Origin of the sequence: Pseudoalteromonas sp. OF7H-1 (genome assembly GCF_022347825.1) — a bacterium.
Lineage (GTDB): Bacteria > Pseudomonadota > Gammaproteobacteria > Enterobacterales > Alteromonadaceae > Pseudoalteromonas > Pseudoalteromonas maricaloris.
In genome coordinates, this window is sequence record NZ_JAKRFX010000004.1 from 204,341 (window position 1) to 224,569 (window position 20,229).

Annotated in this window: 22 protein-coding genes; 10 read left to right on the forward strand and 12 right to left on the reverse strand. The window is 42.7% G+C overall.

Annotated elements, in window-relative coordinates:
- The first annotated feature begins 2 nt into the window (after positions 1–2).
- Positions 3–2,078 (forward strand): basic secretory protein-like protein, encoded by a 2,076-nt coding sequence (locus MHN30_RS06940; protein ID WP_239359056.1) that lies wholly within the window; start codon positions 3–5, stop codon positions 2,076–2,078.
- Positions 2,079–2,380: 302 nt separating this feature from the next.
- On the opposite strand, the gene ykgO is transcribed toward MHN30_RS06940, so the two are convergent.
- Entirely contained in the window at positions 2,381–2,521 is a 141-nt protein-coding gene (ykgO, locus tag MHN30_RS06945) for a type B 50S ribosomal protein L36 (RefSeq protein WP_010373066.1), read from the reverse strand.
- Positions 2,522–2,526: 5 nt separating this feature from the next.
- On the reverse strand, positions 2,527–2,784 hold the full coding sequence (locus tag MHN30_RS06950; protein ID WP_010373063.1) for a type B 50S ribosomal protein L31: 258 nt from the start codon (positions 2,782–2,784) through the stop codon (positions 2,527–2,529).
- Between the two features lie 457 nt (positions 2,785–3,241).
- Between MHN30_RS06950 and MHN30_RS06955 the strand changes: the two genes are divergently transcribed.
- On the forward strand, positions 3,242–3,496 hold the full coding sequence (locus MHN30_RS06955) for a hypothetical protein (protein ID WP_010373062.1): 255 nt from the start codon (positions 3,242–3,244) through the stop codon (positions 3,494–3,496).
- A 46-nt stretch (positions 3,497–3,542) separates the two neighbouring features.
- Here the strand turns inward: MHN30_RS06955 and MHN30_RS06960 are convergent, their stop codons facing one another.
- On the reverse strand, positions 3,543–4,196 hold the full coding sequence (locus MHN30_RS06960) for a DUF6058 family natural product biosynthesis protein (RefSeq protein WP_017216736.1): 654 nt from the start codon (positions 4,194–4,196) through the stop codon (positions 3,543–3,545).
- Positions 4,197–4,370: 174 nt separating this feature from the next.
- Here MHN30_RS06960 and MHN30_RS06965 point away from each other — a divergent pair, with 174 nt between their 5' ends.
- The 5 genes from MHN30_RS06965 (at position 4,371) to MHN30_RS06985 (ending at position 11,132) form a co-directional block, all read left to right on the forward strand.
- A complete protein-coding gene (locus MHN30_RS06965; protein WP_045989326.1) occupies positions 4,371–5,285 on the forward strand; it encodes a dihydrodipicolinate synthase family protein in 915 nt (304 codons plus the stop codon).
- Between the two features lie 55 nt (positions 5,286–5,340).
- Positions 5,341–6,624 carry a DEAD/DEAH box helicase gene (locus MHN30_RS06970; protein WP_045989325.1) on the forward strand — a complete coding sequence of 428 codons (1,284 nt, stop codon included), beginning with the start codon at positions 5,341–5,343 and terminating at the stop codon, positions 6,622–6,624.
- Positions 6,625–6,868: 244 nt separating this feature from the next.
- Entirely contained in the window at positions 6,869–7,765 is an 897-nt protein-coding gene (locus MHN30_RS06975; protein WP_130165464.1) for a helix-turn-helix domain-containing protein, read from the forward strand.
- A 131-nt stretch (positions 7,766–7,896) separates the two neighbouring features.
- The gene (locus tag MHN30_RS06980) at positions 7,897–9,684 is read left to right on the forward strand and encodes a hypothetical protein (RefSeq protein ID WP_239359057.1); all 1,788 of its coding nucleotides are present in this window, start codon (positions 7,897–7,899) and stop codon (positions 9,682–9,684) included.
- A 251-nt stretch (positions 9,685–9,935) separates the two neighbouring features.
- On the forward strand, positions 9,936–11,132 hold the full coding sequence (locus MHN30_RS06985; protein ID WP_239359058.1) for an alpha/beta hydrolase-fold protein: 1,197 nt from the start codon (positions 9,936–9,938) through the stop codon (positions 11,130–11,132).
- 68 nt (positions 11,133–11,200) lie between these two features.
- Here the strand turns inward: MHN30_RS06985 and MHN30_RS06990 are convergent, their stop codons facing one another.
- The 4 genes from MHN30_RS06990 to zapE form a co-directional block, all read right to left on the reverse strand.
- Positions 11,201–11,632: a nuclear transport factor 2 family protein gene (locus MHN30_RS06990; RefSeq protein ID WP_211857115.1), complete on the reverse strand. Its 432-nt coding sequence runs from the start codon at positions 11,630–11,632 to the stop codon at positions 11,201–11,203.
- Positions 11,633–11,659: 27 nt separating this feature from the next.
- Positions 11,660–12,022 (reverse strand): hypothetical protein, encoded by a 363-nt coding sequence (locus MHN30_RS06995; RefSeq protein WP_239359059.1) that lies wholly within the window; start codon positions 12,020–12,022, stop codon positions 11,660–11,662.
- Positions 12,023–12,155: 133 nt separating this feature from the next.
- A complete protein-coding gene (locus MHN30_RS07000; RefSeq protein ID WP_130165467.1) occupies positions 12,156–12,614 on the reverse strand; it encodes a hypothetical protein in 459 nt (152 codons plus the stop codon).
- A 77-nt stretch (positions 12,615–12,691) separates the two neighbouring features.
- Positions 12,692–13,774 carry a cell division protein ZapE gene (gene zapE, locus MHN30_RS07005; protein ID WP_130165468.1) on the reverse strand — a complete coding sequence of 361 codons (1,083 nt, stop codon included), beginning with the start codon at positions 13,772–13,774 and terminating at the stop codon, positions 12,692–12,694.
- Between the two features lie 53 nt (positions 13,775–13,827).
- Here zapE and MHN30_RS07010 point away from each other — a divergent pair, with 53 nt between their 5' ends.
- The 3 genes from MHN30_RS07010 to MHN30_RS07020 are packed head-to-tail and all read left to right on the forward strand — an operon-like array spanning position 13,828 to position 15,575.
- Entirely contained in the window at positions 13,828–14,427 is a 600-nt protein-coding gene (locus MHN30_RS07010; protein WP_130165469.1) for a Crp/Fnr family transcriptional regulator, read from the forward strand.
- A gap of 60 nt (positions 14,428–14,487) precedes the next feature.
- Positions 14,488–15,123 carry a nitroreductase family protein gene (locus tag MHN30_RS07015; protein WP_130165470.1) on the forward strand — a complete coding sequence of 212 codons (636 nt, stop codon included), beginning with the start codon at positions 14,488–14,490 and terminating at the stop codon, positions 15,121–15,123.
- 2 nt (positions 15,124–15,125) lie between these two features.
- Positions 15,126–15,575, forward strand: coding sequence for a DMT family transporter (locus MHN30_RS07020; protein WP_017216748.1), 450 nt, complete (start codon positions 15,126–15,128; stop codon positions 15,573–15,575).
- On the opposite strand, the gene MHN30_RS07025 is transcribed toward MHN30_RS07020, so the two are convergent.
- The 5 genes from MHN30_RS07025 to MHN30_RS07045 form a co-directional block, all read right to left on the reverse strand.
- Entirely contained in the window at positions 15,572–16,189 is a 618-nt protein-coding gene (locus MHN30_RS07025; protein WP_099028636.1) for a glutathione S-transferase family protein, read from the reverse strand. The genes MHN30_RS07020 and MHN30_RS07025 overlap by 4 nt on opposite strands.
- A 222-nt stretch (positions 16,190–16,411) precedes the next feature.
- On the reverse strand, positions 16,412–18,016 hold the full coding sequence (locus MHN30_RS07030) for an AbgT family transporter (RefSeq protein WP_175401246.1): 1,605 nt from the start codon (positions 18,014–18,016) through the stop codon (positions 16,412–16,414).
- Between the two features lie 124 nt (positions 18,017–18,140).
- A complete protein-coding gene (locus MHN30_RS07035) occupies positions 18,141–19,619 on the reverse strand; it encodes a deoxyribodipyrimidine photo-lyase (protein ID WP_239359060.1) in 1,479 nt (492 codons plus the stop codon).
- Complete coding sequence (locus MHN30_RS07040; RefSeq protein WP_130165472.1) at positions 19,612–19,941, reverse strand: hypothetical protein; 330 nt, start codon at positions 19,939–19,941, stop codon at positions 19,612–19,614. The genes MHN30_RS07035 and MHN30_RS07040 overlap by 8 nt, the downstream gene beginning before the upstream one ends.
- Entirely contained in the window at positions 19,934–20,197 is a 264-nt protein-coding gene (locus MHN30_RS07045; protein WP_010373027.1) for a DUF3081 family protein, read from the reverse strand. The genes MHN30_RS07040 and MHN30_RS07045 overlap by 8 nt, the downstream gene beginning before the upstream one ends.
- Positions 20,198–20,229: the final 32 nt, after the last annotated feature.

Here is a 20,229-nt window from a genome sequence, read left to right on the forward strand (position 1 = left end):
AAATGAGAAAATTAATGCTATCAGCGGTGGCAATGGCCGTCGCTGCAACACTAATAGGCTGTAATGATGGGTCTGAATTTGTTGAACGTGATAAGTCTGAACAAACTCAATCATCCGGGCTGCCAGACTCTGGCGCATTGCGTAATATCACCTTAGATACTGGGGTTGAGATAGAGGCTATTTTAGCGGATGGTGTACAAGCCTCGCCCGCAGGTGAAAGTGTCGACAAACTTATCGACGCTAACACGAGTACAAAATTCCTGGCTTTTGCGTCAAACGTCACTGTAGTGTTTAAAGCCGCGACAGAGATTGAACTTAGAGAATATAGCTTTACGTCAGCAAACGATGAAGCAAACCGAGATCCAAAACAGTGGGTCGTATATGGCTCAAATGATAAAGCTGAGTGGATTGAGCTGGACTCAAGAGCGGGAGAAGTATTCTCTGCTCGAGGACTGACTCGCAATTTTGAATTGGCCGAAAGCGGCGAAAAGTATCGCTACTTCAAATTTGATTTAGTACATGGTGGTACAGATAGCTATGGTGCTGATATTACGCAACTAGCGGAACTCGAAATCAAAACGGTATCGGATATTCCTATCGTCGCATTTAATGCGACAAACACGACTCCTGAAGTCTCTGAGTATATTGTTTTTAGAGATGAGTCGTTAGTTAATCCGACTCACTGGCAGTGGACGTTTGAAGGTGGTATTCCTGCGACAAGTACAGAGCAAAGCCCATTGGTTAAGTTTGAAGCTTTAGGGCCAAAAACCATTACACTAGTTGCGAGTAATGACAAAGGGGAAGCGACATTAGTTCAGCAAGATTTTATCCGTGTGTGGGATCCAGTCTCGCCATGGGCAGGGTTTCCAGAGCCTGCAATTGAAGTGAAAAAGGAACTACCAGAGCACCCAGGACAGCTGGCGCTTGAACGTGCGGTACCAGATCTAAATGCCCTTATTCATGAGATCTCTTTGAAGATTGCCAAACGCTTATTTAATAATGTAACCGAAATAAACGTTTTTGAGCACGTTACTTTTATCACTGGAGACTTTGACGCGCCTGCTTCAAAGGCTGGTGAAGGCAAATTTATGGAGCTTAGGTTTGATGTTAAGCACATCGCCAATCTAGAGGGTCTTGGAGATGAGGCTATCCGTAACGAAGTCATTGGCGTGCTGTGGCATGAGTTGACTCATGGCTACAATAATGTTCCGGCTGAAGGTGAATATCGTCCGGGCACGGATTATCATACCTACTTAGAAGCGCTGGCTAACTTTATTCGAATAGATGCTGGTTACTTAGAGCATAGACGCGGTGGAGTTCGCTGGATGGAACACTACAATGTTGATGCTTACGATCAAACAGCATTCTTCTTTGAATGGGTAGAAAACAGTCATCGTAATACAGATTTTATCCGCAAGTTTAATGCGGCTGCAAAAACGCTTGATGCGTGGAGTTTAGACACCGCTTTTAAATCCATATTTGGTGAACAACGTGGGATTGATGCGGTATTTGAAGAGTATCAAGTCTACCTTGCAAGCGTCGGTAAGTTACCACCAGTACCACTTGGCTATCAGAACTTTGCACCCACTAGCACTCAGGTAACAACAAACGGAACTGCACTTGTGCCTTTTAATGAGGGGGCAGATAAGCTTAATGATAGAAATATTACCTCTAAATTTAATGTGGTATTGGAAGCGCCTGCTTGGCTTGCACAATATGCGCCTGACTTGTTGCCGATAAAACAGGTTGATAAGGCCCAGGTTAACTATGTGTTTGACAGCGCTAAAACAGCAAAATACTACTCATTAGCGACAGCGGGAGACAACCCTCATCGCTTTCCTAATGCGTGGCAGCTACAGGGCTCAAATGACGGTACGAATTGGATTACGCTAGATACTCAACAGTTCAACAAACTACCTAATACGATGGAATACTATAGCTTTGCTATCGAGAGTCCAAATGCGTATACCCAGTATCGTTTGGAACTTGAGCATACCCGTGAAGGCGTTGGAATTGGCGGCGCTAGCGGACGCCTAATTCAACTAGGCGAATTCTCATTGTGGGAAGCAAAAGAATAGCTTTTTAGTTAAAAGGTGGGCAATGCCCACCTTTAAAACGTACTTAACCTGAGGTTTGGATAAGGAATGTTCCAACTCATTGTTGCTAAAGCACAACTTAGTTTTCTCCTTGTCTAGCCAGAGAGTTTTAGGGAAAACACCGCTTCCGCGTCCTGCTCTCACTAAGGTACCTACATCCTGTAGGCAAGGCGAATGTACGCACCAATAGCTGGCTATTGGAAGTGAATTCAACACAGTTAGCGCTAAAACTGGCTGCTAGAAAGGCATTAATTATCCGCAGCTCAGGTTACTTATTTTGACCTTTAACGTTTCTTCTTCTTTTTACCTTGAACCGCTTTAAATCGCGGATTAGATTTACAAATTACGTAAACCCGACCGCGTCTTTTTACGACTTGGCACCCCGGTCTATTTTTAGCGCTTTTGAGTGAGCTCAGTACTTTCATCTGGTTTATCCTTTTTTAGTCGCAAGGTTTTTAAAGCGACGGTTAAATTGTGCAACTCGACCATCACTTGCCACCAACTTCTGTTTACCTGTGTAGAAAGGGTGAGACGCACTAGAGACGTCAATTGGGAAGTAAGGGTAAGTCTTACCATCTAGTTCAACGGTTCTGTCGGATTTTATGGTTGAACCGACAATAAAGTACTTATCAACCGATGTATCATGGAAGGCAACAAGTTGATAATCAGGGTGGATATTGGGTTTCACGACAACGACTCCTAAATAATGTGTTGTTATATTGTATCAATATAAATCAAATAAAAACTATTCTCAACAACTAATTTGTCGTTGCCGCTATTTAGTGCGATACGCTTAATTTGTCGACGCATGCGGAACTAAACTGAATGCATCTTGAGCAGTTGATTCAAAGGGGCTTACTTTCCTTAAAATTGCCTGATATAACTAGTTCTAGATAGTTTCTCAAGTAGTCATATTGGTGTTGACACCTAACCGGAATAGTAGCGAATAGACTTTTTTGGAATATAGCTATCGATATAAGCCTGTTGGTTTGATAGATATGAGATAAAAGAGTGAGATCCAATTGAGGCTGGCTTAACGGTTAATAACCTTCACTAAATGAGAGAGGCCTAGCAAATAATTAAAACCTAGTACGTTCGCGAAGGTACTTTGTTCGCCAACGCAATACAGATATAGAGCATTTATTATGGATAAACATGCTGAGTTAGATAACTCAATTTTAGCTAAGCTTCACAGCAGCGATGACAGCGCGTTACAGCAAGAATTAGATACACTTTCTTGTACACATAGTGACATAGTGACACTACTGGCACAGTATCAAACGCTCAGTGAGCAAGATGATGAACTGTTCGATGCTTGGTACGACAGCTTATGTAAAGATCAGTTAAAGGTCTTAAAAGCATTTGAGATAATTCGTGCGCACATAGAACAGCAAATATAAATACGCATAGATTGTCTGGCGAAACGGTTGTGCGCCAGACGGCAAATTATTTGATTGATAAGTCGTACTTACTAATCAATTGGTCAATGTATCGAGTGCGTAGCGACTCTGTTTGCTCAGCTTGAGTATTGGCCGCTAGTGCTTTGTTCAGTAGCTTCATGGCGCTGTGTACTTGACTACGTTGCTCTGGGGCAATGCTGCTGGCGGTTCTTGCTTCTGTGATGTCGTCGATAATCGCGCGGCCTAGGTCAATATAAAGCGCTTCCTCTACGAGACCATTTTGGCTGATCACTCCATACTTGCCACATAAAAACTGTTGCCAAACTTGTTGTACATGCTCTGTAAGGTCATCACTAAAGCTTGGATCTTCGGTGTAAAAGCCTTTTTCAATACATTTCGCAAGTGCTTCACAGTAACGCTGTTGAAATAACTCAAATGCACTACTTGATTGATCTACTTTATGTTTAAGTAAAAGTTGCCCCCAATTGAGTAGGCCTCTGGCATAAAAATCAGTATATTCTTCACATTCGTACAGGCCAAAGTACGAACTGCACTTAATTTGATTTTGAATACTATAACTCGGATTTGGGAATAGGCTCATTTGTTGCCATTCTAAGAGCTGTTCTTCAGGTATCTTTAAGCTGCTGCTCAGCTCCAAAGTGGTATAAAAGTGCGTATTTAGAAAATGTGTCAGTCCCATAAAATTAAACTGGATAAATATACAGTGCTTTTGATTTTGCTGGATCTTTACGCAAATAACAAGCACTAAAGTTAAATTTCATTAGATTTAACCGATTTACTCAGGTTTATGGGTCGGATCTCAGTCAGATTTATGGTAAAAATGGCTGTCAACTGGAAGAGTAATAGAAAGACCATGCATCAGATCCAATCAATAAAAAAAGCAAGCTTAATTACCGCTATTAAAACCCCTTACACAATGGCGGGTGAAATTGACTTAGATACTTACGACAAGCTAGTCGAAGCGCAAATTGCAGGCGGTGTCGATGGTATTGTTGTCGGTGGCACTACAGGTGAAGGCCAACTGATGAATTGGGAAGAGCACTTAATGCTCATTGCCCATTCTGCGAATAAGTTTGGCGATAAATTGCTCATTGTTGGTAATACCGGCAGCAATAACACCAGAGAAGCAAAAAAAGCGACTGAATATGGGTTTGCATCAGGTATGCACTGTGCACTACAAATAAACCCGTATTATGGTAAAACCTCAATTGCGGGTGTGAAGGCTCACCTGAAAGAAGTATTAGAAATCGGCCCTGGTTTTATTTACAACGTGCCTGGCAGAACGGGACAAGACATTACGCCTGATATCATTGAGCCGTTGGCCAGCCACAAGCATTTTGTTGGTATGAAAGAATGTGCGGGTGATGAACGTATCGCGCACTATGAAGCGAAAGGCATTGCGTGTTGGTCAGGTAACGATGATCAAGCCCACGATAGCCGCCATAACAGCCAATCTCACGGCGTTATTTCTGTTGCTTCAAACATCATTCCGGGCTTATTCAGACAGTTGATGGATACGCCTAACCAAGCGCTTAATCAGTCATTGCAACCGTTAATGAACTGGCTCTTCTGCGAACCAAATCCAATTGCTATCAATTCGGCTTTGATTATGACTGGCGCAGTCAAACCGGTATTTAGATTACCTTATGTGCCACTGTCGCAAGCACAGCAAAAAGAGGGGATTGAACTCCTTTCGCAGTTAAAAGAAAGTGACTTTGTTGGCTCGACACCAAAATTAATTGACGAAACCTTGCTTAAGTTTTGTTAAAAGTCGGTTTGTCATTTATAATCTGCGACCGTTTTTGACTCGGTCGTAGGTTATTATGGCAACGTTTTCTTCATTTAGTTTCGCACAGCCTCTTTTAGATGCGCTGCAAGACATCAATTTTCATACATTAACGCCAATTCAACAGGCGGCTATCCCAGCTGTCCGTCAAGGTAGTGATGTGCTCGCAACAGCGCAAACTGGAACAGGGAAAACCGCAGCTTTTGCATTGCCTATCATCCAAAAACTGCTTGAGGCTAAAGCGCAGTCGACGCCAAGAGCGTTGATTTTGGCGCCAACGCGTGAGCTTGCCGAGCAGATCGCCAACAACTGTGCGACATTTGCAAAGTACACAGACTTAAAAGTGCAGGCACTGTTTGGCGGGGTTAACGCCAATGGCCAAGCTGAGCGCTTAAAGCAGGGCGTGGATATTTTAGTGGCAACCCCTGGACGCTTGTTAGATCACATCCGCTTAGGTAATGTCACGTTAAGTAACGTTAAACACTTAGTGTTAGATGAAGCTGACCGCATGTTAGATATGGGTTTTATCACCGACATGCAAAAAATCATTGAGCTGGTGGATAAGCAAAAGCAGCTATTGTTGTTTTCTGCAACTTTCCCGTCGGCAATGAAGCAGTTCGCGAAACAAGTGTTAGATAACCCTAAGTTAATCCAAGCGACGCCAGAAAATAGTACAGCCGACACGGTTCGCCACGTTGTTTATCCAGTTAAAGAAGAACGTAAGCGCGAGTTACTATCTGAGCTGATCGGGACCAAAAATTGGCAACAAGTGCTAGTGTTCGTCAATATGAAAGAAACCGCAGACAAGCTAGTTGAAGAGCTAAAGCTTGATGGTATAGATGCAAACGTATGTCATGGCGACAAAACTCAAGGTGCTCGTCGTCGCGCTTTAAGAGAGTTCACTGAAGGCAAAGTACGCGTTATGGTTGCAACCGAAGTCGCAGCTCGCGGATTGGATATCGTTGGCCTGCCACGCGTGGTTAACTACGATGTGCCTTATCTTGCCGAAGATTATGTTCACCGTATCGGAAGAACTGGTCGTGCAGGTCAGTTTGGTTATGCGATCACCTTTGTAAGCCGTGAAGAAGAGTCAGATCTAATTCATATTGAACAGTTAATCGAGCAGCAAATTTCACGCTATTATCTGCCTGGCTACGAAGTGGCAAATCGTGAAAGACTGGTTGAAACTATCCAGAAGAAACCAGCGCATCAACGTCGTAAGGCGCGGGTGAATAAGCCTTCGAATCAAGCAAGTGCAGAAGCAAGATTAAAAAACCGCTCTCGTATTGCAAATGTACGTAAGCAGCAAAAGAAGAAGTAAAATTGTTTTTTGCTATATTTACAACGCCAGCTAGCACGCTGGCGTTGTTGTTTTTAGCCAATGTGGCGTACAATAGCGAAAAATAATTATAAAAATACGGCTTGTGCTTCAGTCATTTCACATTGTTCCAGTTAATCTAATCCAACTCGTCTCTCTTGGGGCTTATCTCCTTGCAATGTTAATTTTTGCCAATCAACCACGCGCACGAATGCTCGTCATTTATTTGTTATTTCAATGTGTGCTGATGGCAACCAACTTTGCTGAAGAAGCGTTAGGAGTTAGAAGTTATTTACTTATCACGCCTGTATTTACCCTAGCTACTGGGCCTTTAGTCTATTTTCTGTTTAAAAATTTACTGCATGCCAATCAACATAAGCAAGAGCGAAGGTTAGTCCATTTCTTACCTGTTTTGCTGGCGCTTCCATTTACTGAATACACCCAGCTCGTGATTGCGCTTGGTACTGTAAGTCAGTTGATTTATTTTGCTTTTACGGTGCAACTTGTTGGCCTTTACCAGCAAGCATCCGCGGAGATCAGAGCGGACGTCAACACGCGCGATTTACAGTGGATAAGAACAACGGTTGTCTTGTTTGTGATCTTTGCTCTGGTGGATTTGGTTAGACTCAATATGCAAACATACAATGACATCAGCACTAAAGCACTCTGGTATTTTATTGACTTAGTTTGGTTACTTGCAATTAATCTTTACCTAGTTGTCAAAGTACACAATCAACCACACCTCGAAGATTCCATAACCCAAGCCCAAGAAATAACGTTCAATGAGGTGGATAAACAGTCAGAAGATCCAACCGAGATATTCAATGCAATTCATAACACGATTATGCTGCACTATTTATATCGCCAGCCACGCCTGACTATTCACGATGTTGCTGAGGTTATTGGACTTGGGGTAAAGGATATCTCTTGGGCCATCAATACTTGCGGTGGTTACAACTTTAATGAGTATATCAATAGCCTGCGGGTCGATGAGGTAAAACAGCAATTACAGCGCGAAAAGCAAGCAACGCCCAACTTGTTAGTGCTCGCAATGAATGCTGGGTTTAACTCAAAATCCTCGTTTAACAGTGTTTTTAAAAAGCAAACGGGTTACACTCCAAGTCAATTTTCAAAATTAATATAAGTAGATTAAACAATTGCTTAGACTGAATTCTGAGTGTCTTTTAAAAGTCGTAGAAGTACAAAATCCTGATGTTGCACGCCATATAAAGTCGTTATAGGTAATCTGGAGTTAAATCGATAACAAGGATAAAGATGATGTATTCACGTTTTCTCACTCATGTGGCCACTTGCCTGACTTTTAGTAGTTTGTTTATCGCGCAGCCTGCAAAGGCTGAACCTATTCGGGCGCTGACATCAACGAGCGAACAAGCGCATGTTGCACAGCAACTAAATGTTAAATCCCCAGTGGATTACCTAAATACACGGATCAACGCACTAGCGTTAGTACGTAGCAAAAATTGGCAACAGGCGTTACTACAACTGCAAAAGCTTACTAAGTTGTATCAAGATGACGGAGACACTTGGTATCTATTGGGATTAACGCAAATACAATTAGCGCAGTATGAGCAAGCTATCATTTCACTAAAAAAGGCGTTGTCACTGGGCGTAAACCTAACCAATGTACCTACCGGTTCGCGCCCCTCAAATGACATTATGATAAAGATTGCAGGCGCGTATGCCGCGCTAAGTAAAGTGGATGAAGCTAATAAGTGGCTGAGCAAGTCTTTGTCAGCGCGGTACGACGAACGCAGTAGCTTAGCAAATAAAAGTGTTTTCGATTCCATCAAAGATAATCTAAAATTTCAGCGCCTTACAGGTAACTATAAAGACACTTCGCTCACTCGAGATCAACAGTGGAATGCGGATTTAGATTTCTTGCTCTCGGAAATTAAGCGGTTGCATGTTAACGAGCAGGCAAGTAACAACTCGGATTTAATTACGTTAGCAAATAATTTGCGCTCAGATATACCCAAGTTAACTGATCAGCAAATTGTCTTCGGTATGATGCAAATGATAGGCAGGCTTGGTAACGGGCATAACTTTATCGTACCGACCTTCGGAGAAAAAGGGAATTTCACTCGTTTGCCAGTGCAGTTTTATGCCTTTAGCGATGGTCTGTATATTGTTGACGCCGAAGCTGAGTTTAGTGATTTAATCGGCTATAAAGTCACGGCCTTTGGACAAACACCAACCGCAGAAGCAATGGCGAAAGTTGCCGAGATTAATCCGCGAGATAATGAAATGCAGCAGCTTTGGCTTGCGCCTTATTATCTCGCCATGCCCGAAGTACTCGCTGGACTAGAGTTGAGCGATGCGTCAAATGAGGTGTCTATCACGTTGGAAAATGCACAGAGCGCGCAAAAGACCATTCGCCTTAGTGGTCGAACATTTGAATTTCACGGCTTTCCGACTTTGCCAGAAAATCATCAAAAAAGCCCACAATATCTGCAAAACGTCACTAAACCTTATTGGTACGAAGTGGATAAAAGCAATGGGATTTTGTACGTACAGTTTAATGCCGTTGCACAGATGAAAACGCAGTCGCTAGCGCAATTTAGTGCTGAGTTGATAGAGAAAATAAAACACGGTGAAGTAAGCCACTTGGTGCTGGATTTACGACACAATAGTGGTGGCAATGGCTCCATCTTACCACCATTACTAAAGGCACTTATTTATTTTGAAGCGGCAAAGCCAGAAGGCAAGTTATTTGTAGTGATGGGACGTAATACCTTTTCAGCAGCGCAAAACCTCTTAACCAATATTGATAGCTTTACCAATGCTATATTGGTTGGAGAGCCAAGTGGTTCTCGACCAAATCATATTGGTGAAGCTGGAAGGTTCCGTTTACCGTTCAGTGGGGTGTTTGGACTCGTTTCGTCGCAGTTTCATCAAACTTCTCGCTCAGAAGACCACCGTATTTGGATTGCACCACATATGCCGGTATTGCCAGACTCTACGAGCTACTTCAATGGTGTCGATCCCGCCATGAAAGCCATTTATAGTGTATTGGATAAAAACGTCGATGGTTTAGTTAAGTAAGCCGCGCGTTAGTTGAGCGCATTTTTTAGGTAAAATCATAAAATGGAAGTGGCATAAATGATAATTGCAGCAGTGTTGTTTTTGATTGGGTGGTTTTCTTTGCGATTGCCGCTTTGCTGTATTTCTCTGTTTAAGAGTATGTGCTGACTATCTTAAAAGTAAGCTAGCAAAAAGAGGGACATGTGGTGCTATCAATTCCTGAACCATTATGCTAGCTTTGTTAGTGAAATCAACTAAATGGAATAATAATAATGAGAATTGGTAAGGCTGTTCAGTGCTTGTTCGCTGTGACGTTAGCGGCTTTCTTTTCGGGATCAGCAATGGCAGAGTCCGAAGAAAAGACAAAACAAGAATATGAACAACAAACAAAAACCTTGATGTCAAAAGTGCTTGATGAAAAGAGAACTTTTACCATTCAACTACCCAAAAGTTATCACACCAACCCCAATAAAAAATACCCTGTTATTTATCGCCTTGATGGTAAAGGCAACCTTCCGTTGATGACCGCTGTACTTGAGCGTTTGCAAGGAGCAAACGTTTCTGCGGCACCTGAAGTTATTATTGTTGCGATTGAAAATACAGACAGGTTAAGAGACCTTTATCCAACTAAGAATAAAGAGCCGGCAGGGCCTATGGATATTGGCGGAGGGGCTCCCAAGTTTTTAGAATTTATCGAGACTGAGCTTATTCCTTATGTGAACCAGACCTATCGCACTCATGATTTTAAAGTTATTGCAGGTGCTTCTGCAGCGGGGACTTTTGCTCTTTATGCTTTGCAGGCAAAGCCCGAGCTATTTCAAGCGCATATTGCTTATAGTCCAGCGGTATGGTGGAACTTTGGCGCGACAGCAAAGAGTACTAAAGCGTTTATTTCCAAAACGAAGCAGTTAGATAACTTTCTATATATCACAATTGGTGAGGAAGGCGGCGTGATGCGCGAAAGATACGACGATATGGCGAACTTTCTAGCAGCAAATCAACCACATGATTTGCGCTTTTTCAGTGAGGCCTACAACAATGTTCCTCATGGACTTGTGTCTGCTGCTGGTATTTTTAGCGCGTATCAAAAGCTGTTTTTGCCAACCCGAATGCCTGCGCGTGCTTATACTGGTGAATTGAGCTCTATTACTAAGTATTATCAACAACTGTCTGCTCAATATGGCGAGGCTTTTGAGCCACAGGAAGCCGTGATCAGAGAGCTTGGCTATTACCACGTAAGCATGGGTAACGTGAAAGAAGCAATTAAGTTGTTTAAGTTTGGCGTTTCACGCTATCCAAATAATGCAGATGCCTACAACGGCTTAGCATATGGCTATGAAACCGACAAACAATACCAAGCATCTTTAGAGCAAGTAAACAAAGCGCTGGCATTATCAACGAAGGGTGATGGTGGCTACGATGTCTTTGTTGCTCGTAAAGAGCGGCTAACTAAATTACTTGGTGAATGATAATCAAAATGCGTAAATAGGCCACTTAGGTAATCCATGTGGTCTATTTTTTGAGTATTTATTGCCACTTAAAAATAGTGGCGAATACGCTTTATTTTTTCGCCGCTAAACTCAAACAGTGTCATAAGCTTTTGCTTATTTTCTTTTTCATCCGTGTTACCTTGCTGATCAACGCAAGGATGTAGATACTCAACGGTCACCGCATTAAGTCCTTCAATGATGTTTGTGACTTCGATATCGCATTTTCCGTATTGGCCTAGATAGCTGAGTAGGCCTTTTTTGTATTCTTCTTTTGACAACACGGCATTAAAACGAGGGTGCTCGAATGAGGCGTCTGGCGTTAAAAGCGTAAGTAGGTGAGTAACATCAGACTCTTTTGAATATTGGTGTTCAACGGCTTTTTGTGCCTCGAAGTAAGCGTTAACCTTGTTGCTCAGTGCTTCTGCGGAGCAAAGACTTGAAACCAGCATGAGGGGCAGCAGTGCATATCGAACTTTCATTATGATTTTCCTTAATTTATAGTTTTTTTACTCTGTATTAAATGCAACGTTTCGACTGGGAAATGCAAGTTTAGAAAATGGCCATGCCGTTTTTAACCAATGAGTAATTGTTTGATAGAGTAGGTTATCCAACGTGGTATCTTCTGCTCCTATCCAAAGATAGACATCACAATCACAATCAAAATCTGAAGATTGCGGCGGATCGATATAGACACAACCGATATACTTTTCACTGTGTCTGGTGTAAATCGCATAAGTAAATGCCGCTCGCGACATAAATTCTTTCTTGTGGGTGGCTAAACTCGCAATGTTTTCCTCAAAAGTCATAGAAGCTTTCGGCCAGTCTGAATTCGGACCAAATATGCCTTGCAAACGTGCTTGATTAGCCATCACCAGCGCATAATCTACTGTCGCAATTAGTCATTGAGTACGGTAAAAGAAAAATGCGCTGTGCTAACCCTTGTTGGTGGCATAAAAGAGTCAGGAATAAAGAGCTGAGCTTGTTTTTGTTGATTAGTCACTGTCACCAGTACTCTCTGACAAGGGAGACTTTTTTATCCGTGAATTCAAATAGAGCAAACTTTACATGGCCCTTAGTCCAGTTGCCGGCTTGATCTGTTTTACCGTATGAGTATTCTACGGCGGCATGGCGCTTGCCGTAGATGATGTTCAGGATTTTTGCCTGCGTATTAGGTGTATCGTCAAAAGAACCCAGCTCTAATTGTTTGATGAATGCTTTACGCCATTTAGTTTTATCGAAGTCTGCATCATATTCTTCATGTTCATATTTTACGTTGTCATGTAATTGAGACAGTAGCGCGTCGATATCTTTGACTGTTGAACCTTTAATAAAAACCGTAACAAGACTGTCGAGATAATTCTGTGTTTGAGTTTGCATGCACGTGTTGTTGCACAGTGCTTCTGTTGTTAGTGAAGGGAATGAGATAAAAAGAAAAAGAGCAATGATTGTGGCTTTTTTCATGAAAACATCCTTTTTTATTATTATTTGCAACAGGTTAGCACTCGGTTGTAATTTATACAATGACAAAAATTGTAAGCTCAGCAGGCGCTAAGAGACCAACTTTGCATTTCTGTCACTCGACTAATACAGCGAGCGAATGCAAATGCCAGTTGTTCTCCTTGGTAAATTTGCTCAATCGGCGCATCTGCCAAAAAAACAACCAGTACTTTGGCTTCGTAACACTCATCGATAAGCGCAATCAGTCGTCTGGCCTCATCGTCGCCAATCCTAGGTTGCATTGAGTTATTTGGGCGGATATAGCCTTCCTCAGTTCCTTGTGCTACATCTTTATTCTCTGGAGTAACACCCAGTAGCGGTAACTCAGAGATAAAAATACAGCTAAATTGCTGTGCAAGCTCAATATAGTCATTGGTAGCGCGAGGGCTTGAGCAGATCTCCATAAAATCAAAACATGCTACACTTTCATTTGCGCCAAGCACGTTAATTAGACGATGATTAATTTCAAGGGCGCCCGGTTTGAATATGCCACCGGCATTAGTAAAGGCGTCCCAAAATGCTTGTTTATTGTTGACGAAGTAGTGGTTTGCCGTTGTACCTTTGCTAAATCGATGATCTGTCTCACCACATACAGATATGACATCGCAGTGACTTATAAGCAGTGCTATCGTTGGTTCAAAGCGGTCTCTATGTAATCCATCTTTGTATAACTCGGTTGGGTGACAATTAGAGGTTGCAACTAAGGTCACGCCAGCTTCAAAAAGGGCTTCAAATAATCTCGCCATAATGATGGCATCGCCGATATCGGTGACAAAAAATTCATCAAAGCACAGCACAGAAGTGTGCTCTGCCCAGTTTTGGGCGATCCGCTTTAAAGGATCTCTCACACCTTGTATTTGATTGAGTTCTTTATGCACCTGTTGCATAAAGTGATGAAAGTGTAGGCGAGTTTTATTTGCGACGTCAGTGAATTCATAAAACCAATCCATCAGCATGGTCTTGCCACGACCAACTGGGCCATAAAAATAGATGCCTTTATTCGAGTGACCGCAAGCGAGTGATTGAGAAAGGGCATCTAAGGCTGAAATTGCAGCTTGCTGCGCTGCATCAGGAGTAAGATTTCCACATTCGATTTGTGCTTGATAATGGCTAGAGATTGACATAGACACTGCAAATAGGAATAGTTAATCCGAATAATATCATAAAGCTAGAACTCATGGATGCACTAACAAGATTAAAACAAGCGGTAGACGCCTATTATCCACTTTCTCAAGAAACCTGGTCCGCTATTGCTGCGATCACCAGCATCAAACTACTCGCGAAAGATGAGTGGCTTTACAAAGAAGGAGAGTATCTGACTACTTTTGCATTTCTACATCAAGGGTTAGTTAGATTAGTTAACACCAATGCTGCTGGGCAGGAATATAATAAGCGTTTTTTTGTGGCGGGGGAATTTCCTGGTGTAATGCATGCTTTGCACCGTGCTGAACCCGCTAATCAGGGGATCCAAGCCTTAGAACCGACTGAGGTTGTGCTAATTAATTTTAAGAAATTTAGAGCACTGCTGATGGATAATTCGGAATTAATGCGATTTCAAATACTGTATCTTGAAAAGAATTGGTTGTTAGAAAAGGATAAGCGAGAGCTTTATATGGTGCAGTTAGATGCCACGGAGCGCTATCTTGCATTTTTAAAAGAGCAGCCAGAGCTTGCTGAGCGTGTACCGCAATACCATTTAGCGTCACACCTTGGGATCACTCCTACACAGTTAAGCCGAATAAGAAAATCGTTAAAAAATTCAGGTTCGTTTACATAGGTAAATGAGCCAAGCTCTTCACCTTGTTAAAGTTGCCTCACACATAATGGAGAGCAACTTATGAATACATCACAACTAGAATCGTTATTGAATTGGCGTTACGCCGTCCGCAAATTTTCTGAGCAAACCATTGCGCAAGACAAAGTCGATAAGTTAATCGAACTAACGGGGTTGAGTGCTTCAGCATTTGGCTTACAGCCTTATAAGATTATTCAAATATCCAAGCAATCGATAAAAAAAGCATTACTACCGCATTCGTATGGACAACAAAAAGTGCTTGATAATAGTCATCTATTAGTTTTTGCTGCTGATATGTCATCTATTGATAGTCAAGTAGAGCGCTACATTCAAGACTTTAAGGCGAATCGAAATCTTGATGAGCTTATCTATGCACAGATGGAATTGGGTATGAAAGACGCGCTACACACTATGGACTGTGCGTCTCAATATAGCTGGTGTTCTGAGCAGGCTCACTTGGCCCTCGGTACATTACTGTTGGTAGCCGCCAGTATGGAAATTGATGTTTGCCCGATGACCGGTATCGATAAGGTTGCCTACGATGACGTGTTGGGTCTTTCATCCTTAAACTTACGCACGGTATTAATTGCGCCAATTGGCATTCGTGATAGTACGGATGTGAACGCGAATACAAGCAAAGTAAGGAAATCTAGAGACTTGCTGCATATTGAGGTGTGACGATGATTTTTGCCATATTAGCTGTTTTCGCAGGGGGGGCAATCGCGGTGCAGGCAAGCATGAATGCACAGCTTGGCGGTTTATTAAAAAGTCCGATATTGGCAGCAGGAGTGGCGTTTACTGTCAGCGCCTTCTATGCCTTTATTGCCTTTCGGGTATCTGATAACGTGCTGCCAGCAACCTCAGAACTAAAAGCGGTGCCTTGGTACTTGTGGTGTTTAGGTGGGGTGCTAAGTGCAACAGGGGTGGGACTCTGTTATTTTTTAATTCCTAAAATGGGTATAGGTAACCTAATGGCTTATTACTTGTGTGGTCAAATGGTGGTAGCTATGGTGATCGGTCAGCTTGGTCTCTTTGGTGTACCTTATACGCCTATTAACCTGCAAAAAGTCGTGGGCGTGATCGCTGTGCTGACCGGTATTGTACTTATTAACGTTAATCGTTCAGGCTAAAACTCAGCCATTTCTAAGGCTTTGCTAATCGCTGGTGTTGCCGCAATTTGGCGATAATAGCGGCGTAAATTCTTAAGCGAAGGCGTTTTTTCTAAAAATGTCTTCGCACGTTCACAAAGCATAAATAAATAGCTGTCGCACAGCGTAAATTGATTTGCAAACAGGTAATGATTGTCTGCAAGTAAGGTATCAATAATACCAAACCCTTCTTCTAATCGGCCTTGCTGCGAGCGAATAAGGTCGTCATACATCAAAGCACTTTGGGTGTGTCGTTCGGGGTAGGTATACATCAATAAGTCGCTGTGAATAGAAGCGCTCATAAAATGCATCCATTGCAGGCACTGTGATTTTAGTTTTAGCTCAGTTGGGATAAGTTGCTTGTCAATGTGCTTTTCAGCAAGATACTGAGAAATTGCAGCGCTTTCAAATAAGGTAAAGTCGTCATCAACGAGGGCTGGTACTTGTCCGGCAGGGCTTAGTGTTAAGTATTGTGCACTACGGTTGGCGTTTTTTTTGATATCCACCAGTTCAAGTTGATAAGGCTCACCAATGAGTTCTAATAAAATATGAGGCGCAAGGCTCGCACTTTGTGGATAGTAAAAGAGTGTATACATAATTCACCTAATGTTAGGTCACGTGTATCACTCAGGAACAGGGCATAAAATAACAGTGATCACGTGAAGTTAGTTTAATACCAATGTAATAATTGCAAGGTTATTGGTATCCAAAATCGGCTCCTTCTTCGCTGTCTCCTATTCAACCTTAGGTGAGGGTTGAGGTTTTCACAAATAAAAATGCCAGCAAATGCTGGCATTTAGATAATTTTAAAGTATTAGCTACGGATTGTAGTAGATAGGAGAGTTAGGTCCAACTGGTAGACCAAAGCCAAATACCCACACGTAGAATAGTGCTACCCAGCCGATAAAGAAGAACATACTGTACGGCAACATTGTTGCCACTAGTGTACCTATACCCATATCTTTTTTGTATTTCGTCGCAACCGCTAATATTAAACCAAAGTAACTCATCATCGGAGTGATAAGGTTAGTAACTGAATCTCCAATACGGTACGCTGCTTGAATGGTTTCTGGTGCATAGCCGATAAGCATTAGCATTGGAACAAATATCGGTGCAGTGACAGCCCATTGAGCTGATGATGAACCAAGGCTTAGGTTCACGAGTGCACACATGAATATAAACAGTACGAATACTTCAGGGCCAGTTAGGTTTAGCGCCTGTAACAGTGCTGCGCCATTTATCGCAAGAATAGTACCTAGGTTTGTCCACTTAAAGAATGCAACAAACTGAGCGGCAAAGAATACCAACACGATATACATGCCCATCGAGCTCATGCTTTTACTCATTGCATCAATAATGTCGCGGTCATTTTTCATGGTGCCAACCACACGGCCGTACACAAAACCCGGAATAGCAAAGGTTACAAAGATAAATACCACGATCCCTTTTAAAAATGGTGAGCCTGCCACTTCGCCTGTTACCGGATGACGTAAAATGCCATCTTCAGGCACTATGGTTAAGGCAAGTAGAATGCTTACTACGAGTAGTGATACGCCCGCCCATTTGAGGCCTGATTTTTCTTTTGCAGAAAGTTTCTCGATATTGTTTTCACTTAAATCAACGCTGGCTTCTTTAGGGTCGTATTTCCCTAAACGTGGCTCTACGATTTTCTCAGTGACTAAGGTTCCCACGATGGCTATTAGGAATACTGAAATCATCATGAAGTACCAGTTCGCTTCAGGTCCTACTTGGTAAGTTGGGTCAATCATCTGCGCAGCTGGCGTCGTAATACCAGCTAATAGCGGATCTATGGTGCCAAGTAACAGGTTTGCGCTGTAGCCACCAGATACGCCAGCAAATGCAGCGGCTAAGCCGGCAAGTGGGTGTCTACCAAGGCTATGGAAAATCATTGCGGCAAGCGGAATAAGTACAACGTAGCCAAGTTCTGATGCGGTATTAGACAAGATAGCAGCAAATACAATCATAAAGGTAACAAGGCGTTTTGAAGCGCCCATTACCATGCCGCGCATTGCAGCTGATAGCATGCCAGAGTGTTCTGCAACACTAACCCCTAGTAATGCAACAAGTACAGTGCCAAGTGGTGCAAAGCCAGTAAAGTTAGTCACAAGACCTGTCACAATGCGTTGCAAACCCTCAGCACTCATTAAGCTTACGACTTCAATGACACCGTCGGGGTCGCGACCCGCGGAGCCTTCTGGGCGAGGATCGATGGCAGATAGCCCCATCCAATCGGCAATACCACTAAATAACACGATGGCGATACAAAACATTGCAAACAAAGTAATAGGGTGGGGAAGCATATTCCCTAAGAACTCAACAGTTGCCAAGAAGCGATTAAATAATCCCCCTTTTTGCCCCTGTTGGTCCTGACTATCAGCTTGCGTCTCTACAGCATTTGACATAGCTAAATTCTCAGTTCCAAAAAATGGCGCAACCTTAGCATTTTTTTTACATGAGGTCATGCTTAAGCGGCTATTTGTCCTCTTTCTGGGTTGAAAGGCGGAACATTGTGCAAAAACAAATCAGTTAGAATAGTTTTAACTGATTTTTATCAGAACTTGCTTGTTTTTTGCGCCCACGACTTGAGCGGCGCCTTGAAGCGTGAGTGTGACGCACTCTGCCTGTTTCATTTTTATCTAGATGTTGTTTATAAAATGCAGAGATTTTTTCACGGGCAATTTTTGCTGCGTCATCGGGTAATATGGCTGGCCGCTGATATTGATCTTCTTTTAAACCAGTATAAAACCAAGGTGTATGCAAATAATGTGTAGGAACATGATTCAGCTCAGGAATGTAGCGGCGAATGAATTGGCCTTCAGGATCATATTTTTGTCCCTGAGTTATGGGGTTATAGATACGAAACGGATTTATCCCAGTAGTGCCTGACTGCATTTGTACCTGAGGATAGTGGATCCCAGGCTCATAATCGACAAAAAGAGTGGCAAGTCTTGCGGCAGGCCTTTGCCAATCAAGCCATAGGTGATAGCTTGAAAACGCCATCAACATGGCGCGCATGCGAAAGTTTATCCAGCCTGTGGTGATAAGCATTCGCATACAGGCATCAATAAAGGGGACGCCCGTGTTACCGTGAGCCCAAAGTTCAAAGCGTTGCGGATCAAACTCACTCGCACGCATATCAATTAAGGACGCATGCACAGCACGCTCTGCATAAAGCGGCTCTGATTCGAGCTTTTGCACAAAGTGGCTATGCCAGTAAAGCCGTGATAAAAAACCGCTCTTATTGCGTTTTGAGTCAACGTTTAATGCAAGAGTTTGTTGTAAAACATCCCTGAGGCTTAGCACGCCATAGGCCAAATACGGACTGAGTCTGGAGCTACTGTTTACAGCTTTTACCGGGCTTGAGATACCAAATAAATAGTTGTCTATCCTATAATTAAAAAAGCTATTCAAGGTTTGCTGCGCGGCTTTGAGTCCACCTAATTGTGGCTTTGGCGCTGAGTTGCTGTCATTACCAGGATAGTCATTTAAAAGTGCAATGCCACTATGTTGTTGCAGCAGTGAATTGATTTTTGAAGGAGTTGGTAGACAGTCGCTTTGCAGCCAGTCTTCGGCTTGCTGTTGCCACTTATCACGATTCACTTTTCCCCTGAATACGGCTTGTTGGCGATATTCTTCATACGTTACGTGTCTTTCTTTGCACCAGGCAATAACACGCAAATCGCGCGCAAATGTCCATGCATTCCCCGTTTCTTGATGGCAATAAAGGGTTGCTATCGCGATGTGTTGATGGATCTTTTCAAGTATTTCAATGATATCGCCCTGGCGAATCGTCAGCGTGCCACCTAAAAGCTGCAGCTGCTCAGCAAGGCTTAACAGCGACTCTTTTACAAATTGAAATTGTCTTTCGCTGGTATCGGGGAGTTGCCAATATTCGGGCTCAACAACATACAAGATCAGGGTTGGTCTGCCGTTATTACACGCTTCGTAAAGTGGTTTATGGTCGAACACTCTTAAGTCACGTTTGAGCCAAACGAGATTAATCATCTAACACCCCCTTAAACAATAAAGGGTAACGGCGTAGGCGTTTTCCTATGTAGTCGTCGGCGAGGATCTGCTGGCATATTCGCTCTACGTCATCGTCCACTGCAAACACCCAATCAAAGCGTTCGATGGCGAGCAAAAAGCCACGTTTTAAATAGCGTTGCTGGCGAAATTCATCGCAGTTCTGTTTGATTATCTTGAGTTTATTTGGATTTTCCCTGAGCGCTTCGACGACCTTACTTACATATGCGCGGGTTTGTTTGCTTTCAGGGTGGGGACGTCTAACGCGACGTCCTCGGTTGGTATTTGGATATAAGCTACTCATTCGCCTCTTTAAAAATGTAATCTAGCTTCTTAATGAAATCGTCTTTGTGCTTATCTTGTTCATAATCCAAGTGATAAGTATTATGAAACCCAGAGCGCAGTAACACGCCACTGCCTTGCAGGTATATGGTGTAACCATCTGGATCTGAATAGGCCACTATGCCCTCATAGCGTTTACCTTCTTCGGTTACTTCACCGTGCTTTTGAATATGCTCGAACACCGTTAACAAGAATTTGCTATCTAATTCATTTTTCATTGTTCACCTCGATACTTGGAATACGCTTTCAC

What these genes read in the sequence shown, in the direction of transcription:
- MHN30_RS06975 (WP_130165464.1), top strand. Translation starts at nt 6,869, where the DNA reads ATGGCAACCAACTTTGCTGAAGAAGCGTTAGGAGTTAGAAGTTATTTA.
- MHN30_RS06965 (WP_045989326.1), top strand. Translation starts at nt 4,371, where the DNA reads ATGCATCAGATCCAATCAATAAAAAAAGCAAGCTTAATTACCGCTATT.
- MHN30_RS07020 (WP_017216748.1), top strand. Translation starts at nt 15,126, where the DNA reads ATGATTTTTGCCATATTAGCTGTTTTCGCAGGGGGGGCAATCGCGGTG.
- MHN30_RS06990 (WP_211857115.1), bottom strand. Translation starts at nt 11,632, where the DNA reads ATGAAAGTTCGATATGCACTGCTGCCCCTCATGCTGGTTTCAAGTCTT.
- ykgO (WP_010373066.1), bottom strand. Translation starts at nt 2,521, where the DNA reads ATGAAAGTACTGAGCTCACTCAAAAGCGCTAAAAATAGACCGGGGTGC.
- MHN30_RS07035 (WP_239359060.1), bottom strand. Translation starts at nt 19,619, where the DNA reads ATGATTAATCTCGTTTGGCTCAAACGTGACTTAAGAGTGTTCGACCAT.
- MHN30_RS06960 (WP_017216736.1), bottom strand. Translation starts at nt 4,196, where the DNA reads ATGGGACTGACACATTTTCTAAATACGCACTTTTATACCACTTTGGAG.
- MHN30_RS06955 (WP_010373062.1), top strand. Translation starts at nt 3,242, where the DNA reads ATGGATAAACATGCTGAGTTAGATAACTCAATTTTAGCTAAGCTTCAC.
- MHN30_RS07000 (WP_130165467.1), bottom strand. Translation starts at nt 12,614, where the DNA reads ATGAAAAAAGCCACAATCATTGCTCTTTTTCTTTTTATCTCATTCCCT.
- MHN30_RS06985 (WP_239359058.1), top strand. Translation starts at nt 9,936, where the DNA reads ATGAGAATTGGTAAGGCTGTTCAGTGCTTGTTCGCTGTGACGTTAGCG.
- MHN30_RS07030 (WP_175401246.1), bottom strand. Translation starts at nt 18,016, where the DNA reads ATGTCAAATGCTGTAGAGACGCAAGCTGATAGTCAGGACCAACAGGGG.
- MHN30_RS07025 (WP_099028636.1), bottom strand. Translation starts at nt 16,189, where the DNA reads ATGTATACACTCTTTTACTATCCACAAAGTGCGAGCCTTGCGCCTCAT.
- MHN30_RS07015 (WP_130165470.1), top strand. Translation starts at nt 14,488, where the DNA reads ATGAATACATCACAACTAGAATCGTTATTGAATTGGCGTTACGCCGTC.
- MHN30_RS07045 (WP_010373027.1), bottom strand. Translation starts at nt 20,197, where the DNA reads ATGAAAAATGAATTAGATAGCAAATTCTTGTTAACGGTGTTCGAGCAT.
- MHN30_RS06980 (WP_239359057.1), top strand. Translation starts at nt 7,897, where the DNA reads ATGATGTATTCACGTTTTCTCACTCATGTGGCCACTTGCCTGACTTTT.
- MHN30_RS06970 (WP_045989325.1), top strand. Translation starts at nt 5,341, where the DNA reads ATGGCAACGTTTTCTTCATTTAGTTTCGCACAGCCTCTTTTAGATGCG.
- MHN30_RS07040 (WP_130165472.1), bottom strand. Translation starts at nt 19,941, where the DNA reads ATGAGTAGCTTATATCCAAATACCAACCGAGGACGTCGCGTTAGACGT.
- MHN30_RS06995 (WP_239359059.1), bottom strand. Translation starts at nt 12,022, where the DNA reads ATGGCTAATCAAGCACGTTTGCAAGGCATATTTGGTCCGAATTCAGAC.
- MHN30_RS06940 (WP_239359056.1), top strand. Translation starts at nt 3, where the DNA reads ATGAGAAAATTAATGCTATCAGCGGTGGCAATGGCCGTCGCTGCAACA.
- MHN30_RS07010 (WP_130165469.1), top strand. Translation starts at nt 13,828, where the DNA reads ATGGATGCACTAACAAGATTAAAACAAGCGGTAGACGCCTATTATCCA.
- zapE (WP_130165468.1), bottom strand. Translation starts at nt 13,774, where the DNA reads ATGTCAATCTCTAGCCATTATCAAGCACAAATCGAATGTGGAAATCTT.